This is a genomic window from Virgibacillus sp. 7505, from assembly GCF_002272135.1.
Classification (GTDB): domain Bacteria; phylum Bacillota; class Bacilli; order Bacillales; family Amphibacillaceae; genus Terribacillus.
The window spans coordinates 1-4,665 of sequence record NZ_NPBF01000044.1 but is presented as its reverse complement, the minus strand read 5'-3'; the positions used below and the strand labels follow the sequence as shown (position 1 = coordinate 4,665).

The following is a 4,665-nucleotide window of genomic DNA, read 5'->3' as shown; positions in this document are numbered from 1 at the left end:
GTTAAGTACGCCAATACGGTATGTTGTCATTTTGTATCAAACTCCTTCATAAGAGGTTTACTTTACATTTTAAGTATAAGTCGCTATATGAAATAAATAAAATAAATAATATGAATGAAATTTAATTGTATTTTTCTATATCTAGATGAGTAAGTGATGTAAGTTATTCAAGTATAAGTACTATCTTTGAGAATGGATGTCAGCGGACAATTTAGCTAAACATTATCCGGAGGCAATAGTTTTCTTTCTACATTATCAGAAACAAATATAGAGATATAAAATTTCTTTATGCATTACTATCGAGAATATGTATTATTGAAAAACTAATCACTGTGATAACATTTTTATGAAAAATGTTTGTCGTATAAGTTATATGTAAGCACTTACGGGAGGGTAAATATGAAGAAAAAAATTGGATTGATACACGCTACAATGAACTCTGTGCAGCCTATTTTATCCGCTTTTCAGCAGCATGCTCCTGAAGCAGTTTTGGTCAACTTCATGGATGAAAGTCTCATATATGAGCTGAATGAAAAGAAAGTCATCACAAATGATATGGTTCGCAGACTTGTCGAGTTAATTAGCAAAGCAGAGAGAAGTGGTGTTGACGGGATCCTTCTGACTTGTTCGTCATTTACTCCATGCGTAGAGCAGATTAGTGATCTCTTTGACAAGCCATTGCTTAGTGCAGATATGAGCATGCTTGAAAGAGCAGTTGAGATAGGCAGTAAGATTGGTGTGATAGCTACCGTAGAAGCAGCAGGTCCAACTACAGAAGGATTACTAAAACAAGTAGCCCAGGAGAAAGCGAAAGAGGTAGATATTGAAACTGTAGTAATTCATAAAGCTTTTCAAGCACTACAAGATGGAAGAAAAGAGGATCATGATTACCTTATCCTTGAAAAGATTAAGGAACTGGAATTTAAATCAGACGTTATTGTCTTGGCTCAATTTTCTATGGCTCGTGTCTTGGAACAGGATAGCACCTTCCAAGTCCCGGTTTTAACCAGTCCTGAAATCAGTGTAAAAGCGATACTACAAGAAATTCAAAAGCATGGATCAACACGATTTGAGGAGCAGCAAAACGTCTGATCAATATGTTGTATATCCTATTATTATTAGTGAAAGAATCAAACGAGATGAAATGAAGCAATCCGACATTTAACTAGTAAAGGAGGATTTCAATGTATTCGTTTGAAGATCTGAAAGAGAAAAACATACTGGTAGTGGGAGGAAGCAAGGGGATAGGAAAAGATATAGCTGCTGCCTTTGCAGATAAGGGAGCCTCTGTCGTAATTACTGGAAGGAATAAAGAAGACCTGGAGAAAGCCGAAGCAGAATTGAAATCAATAAATAAGGGTTGCACACACGTCCAAGCAGACATTACCAAGATAGATGACATTGAAAAGATGGTAGCTATAGCTGAGGAACATATGGGTCGTATAGATGTATTAGTGAATAATGCTGGAACAAATATTGCAAAACCTGCTTTAGAAGTGACAGAGAATGATTGGGATACAGTTCTAGATACTAACTTAAAAGGCACCTTCTTCTGTTCTCAAAAGGTAGGAAGACATATGATTGATGAAGGGATACAAGGTAAGATTATCAATATCGTATCGCAAATGGCATTTGTTGGATACGTCAAAAGAGCTGCTTATTGCTCCAGTAAAGGAGGGGCAGTGCAACTCACTAAAGCTTTAGCAGTGGAATGGGCTCACCATCAAATCAAAGTCAATGCAGTAGCACCTACTTTCATAAAAACAGATCTTACCAGCGGTATGTTCCAAGACGAAGACTTCTACAGTGATGTATTAAGCCGAATTCCATTAGGCTCTTTAGCAAAGCCCTCAGATGTTACAGGAACAGTACTCTTCCTTGCATCGAATATGGCTGATTTTATAACCGGAGAGACAATTAAAGTGGATGGAGGATGGACAGCGATTTAGTTTTCATATAAGCAAATAATTGCTTAATTACGATTTAGGTTAGAGTAATTTTGATATGGAGCCTTATGGCTCTTTTTTTGTATTTAAATCTACAGATGGTTTCGGGAGATGTGTTTCATCACTTTTTTTAAAGAATTTTTAACCAACTGGAGTGATAAATATCTAACCGAATGAGGCCTCATAATTGTGTAGCTCAACATTCTAGTTAACACAATTATTTAATTGAAAATTTCAATCACTTTTCATAGGAAATCTATATTTTATTCTTTGCTTTACTTCACATACAGTGTACATATCACAAGAAGCAGAGGGGGCAAGTAAAAGAGATACCTTGCAAAGTCGATTTTGAAAGCGTATACAAAGATAGGAGATGAACTAATGTTATCCATTTTAGGTTTTCTTACGATCATTCTTTTCATGTACCTTGTAATGACAAAGAAAGCATCTGCATTTACTGCAATCGTTATTTCACCTATTATCTTTGCCATTATTGGAGGGTTCGGTTCAAATCTCGGACCTATGATGTTTGAAGGGATTGAGCTAGTTGCTCCTACTGCTGTATTGCTGTTGTTTGCGATCCTTTATTTTGGAATCATGATGGATTCTGGATTATTTGACCCTGTTTCGCGCACGATTTTAAAGATTGCTAAAGGAGATCCAGTCAAAATAGTAGTTGGTACAGCCATACTTGCACTGTTAGTGGCACTCGATGGAGATGGTACAACAAGTTATATGATTATCTGCTCTGCCATGCTGCCCATTTATAAAAAAATAGGTATAAATCCTTTAGTACTTGCTACCATTTCTGTCATGGCCTTAGGCACAATTTCAGGAATGACTCCGTGGGGAGGTGCAGCAACAAGAGGCATAAGTGTCCTAGGTTTGGATGCATCGAACTACTTTGTTCCGTTGATTCCAATGATCTTGTGTGGTTCGTTGTTCATTATTGTACTCGCTTATGTAATGGGCAGAATGGAAAGGAAAAGAATCGGAATAGCGAAAATCAAAGAGGCCTCAGCAGAGATTGCTGCAACTATCACAGAAAATGAAGTTACAGTGTCCTGGAAGATCTGGTTCAATTTCTTGTTGACATTAGCCCTGCTTGTATCATTAGTAATGGGTATAGCGCCTTTGCCGGTCCTGTTTATTATCGGTTTTGTAATTGCCCTGCTAGTTAACAATCCAAAAATTAAAGAGCAGCAGGAACTTATTAAAGTTCATGGAAGTAATGCAATACCAGTGGTTATGCTTGTTTTAGGTGCGGGAATCTTTACTGGGATACTTTCCGAAACAAAAATGGTTGACCATATGGCTTCCGATTTTCTATCAATTGTGCCAGAAGCGTTTTCCCCATTTTTCACAGTCATTGTTGCTGTAATTAGCTTGCCACTCAGTTTCCTTATGTCTAATGACGCATTCTTCTTTGGTGCTTTACCAGTCCTGGCTCAAGCCGCAGCAGAATACGGAATTGATCCAGTAGAAATAGCAAGGGCAGGAGTAATAGGGCAGCCTCTGCATTCAATGGGCCCAACATCCGCCCCGTTATGGGTATTGCTCGCGTTAGTGGGAAAAGATTTAGGCGAATTTCAACGGTTTGCTCTTGGATGGTTGATTTTATTATCCGTTGCACTAATTGTTTTTGCTTTGCTGACAGGTGCAATAACAATAGCTTGGTAGTGTGCAGAAATAGAAAAAAATTATGACCTTCTATAAAAAAACACTATTTTAATAGGAGTTGTAAGTTTTGTATCATTTAAATAGAAATAATAGTTGAAAGAAGTTGGTCTTACATGAAAACAATTAAGGGAGTTTTTGATCTTCATATCCATTCTGCACCGGATATAAGAACTAGAAAACACGATGACTTGGAATTATTGAGCCAGGCAGAATCTTTAGGGGCAGCAGGATTTGTGCTAAAGTCGCATCAGTTTCCAACAACAGAGAGGGCTTGGATTTTAAACAAATTAGCTCGTAAGACCATTGCTTATGGGAGTATAACTCTGAACTATGCTGTAGGCGGTCTTAATCCCACTGCTGTACGCTATGCACTGGAATTAGGCGCAAAGATAGTCTGGCTTCCGACAATTGATGCTAGGAATCATCGCCAGAAAGAGAGCAAGCAAGGCGGAATCACTATAAAAGAAGGCAAACGGATTGTACCGGAACTGCTGGAAATCTTGCGTATTATCCAGCAGCATAATGCAGTACTTGCAACTGGACACATTTCGAAAGATGAAATATATGCTGTTCTGGAAGCGGCGAATGATTTAGGGATTTCTCACATAGTAGTGACACATCCGGAATTTCATATTGTCGACTTATCCATTGAAGATCAAAAAAATATCGTTTCCAATTTTGATAACGTATATTTTGAAAGAACATTTGCACAGCCAATAGGCAATGGCAACTATCAAAACAATCTGCCTGCCAATGTAGAAGCAATTCGTGAAGTCGGATATGAGACAACACTTGTATCCACTGATAGCGGACAAATTGAGAATCCTCCTTGGAATGAAAGTCTGCCAGCTTATATTCAGTTCCTGAGAGAAAATAATATAGAAGAAGATGCTATCGATTGGATGACGAAGAAGCTCCCAGCAAAACTGCTGAACATTTATTAGGAATGAAAGAGGGGAATCTTTTTAGAGAGAACGATACTTATGTCGTAAAAAGGGGCTGAATGGTAATGACAACATACCGTATAGGTGTACTTCAA

4 protein-coding genes are annotated in these 4,665 nt (G+C 37.9%); all 4 read left to right on the top strand.

Going from position 1 to position 4,665, the window contains the following annotated elements; all coding sequences use genetic code 11:
• Nucleotides 1-399 precede the first annotated feature (399 nt).
• The 4 genes from CHH91_RS17815 (at nt 400) to CHH91_RS17800 (ending at nt 4,570) form a co-directional block, all read left to right on the top strand.
• On the top strand, nt 400-1,092 hold the full coding sequence (locus CHH91_RS17815; RefSeq protein WP_095224761.1) for an aspartate/glutamate racemase family protein: 693 nt from the start codon (nt 400-402) through the stop codon (nt 1,090-1,092).
• Between the two features lie 92 nt (nt 1,093-1,184).
• Nucleotides 1,185-1,949, top strand: coding sequence for an SDR family NAD(P)-dependent oxidoreductase (locus CHH91_RS17810; protein WP_095224760.1), 765 nt, complete (start codon nt 1,185-1,187; stop codon nt 1,947-1,949).
• A 378-nt stretch (nt 1,950-2,327) separates the two neighbouring features.
• Nucleotides 2,328-3,626, top strand: a complete 1,299-nt coding sequence (locus CHH91_RS17805) for a CitMHS family transporter (RefSeq protein ID WP_095224759.1) — start codon at nt 2,328-2,330, stop codon at nt 3,624-3,626.
• A gap of 113 nt (nt 3,627-3,739) precedes the next feature.
• On the top strand, nt 3,740-4,570 hold the full coding sequence (locus CHH91_RS17800) for a DUF6282 family protein (protein WP_095224758.1): 831 nt from the start codon (nt 3,740-3,742) through the stop codon (nt 4,568-4,570).
• Nucleotides 4,571-4,665 lie beyond the last annotated feature (95 nt).

Excerpts from the sequence above, each read along its gene's own strand:
- CHH91_RS17800 (WP_095224758.1), top strand. The coding sequence starts at position 3,740 with ATGAAAACAATTAAGGGAGTTTTTGATCTTCATATCCATTCTGCACCG.
- CHH91_RS17815 (WP_095224761.1), top strand. The coding sequence starts at position 400 with ATGAAGAAAAAAATTGGATTGATACACGCTACAATGAACTCTGTGCAG.
- CHH91_RS17810 (WP_095224760.1), top strand. The coding sequence starts at position 1,185 with ATGTATTCGTTTGAAGATCTGAAAGAGAAAAACATACTGGTAGTGGGA.
- CHH91_RS17805 (WP_095224759.1), top strand. The coding sequence starts at position 2,328 with ATGTTATCCATTTTAGGTTTTCTTACGATCATTCTTTTCATGTACCTT.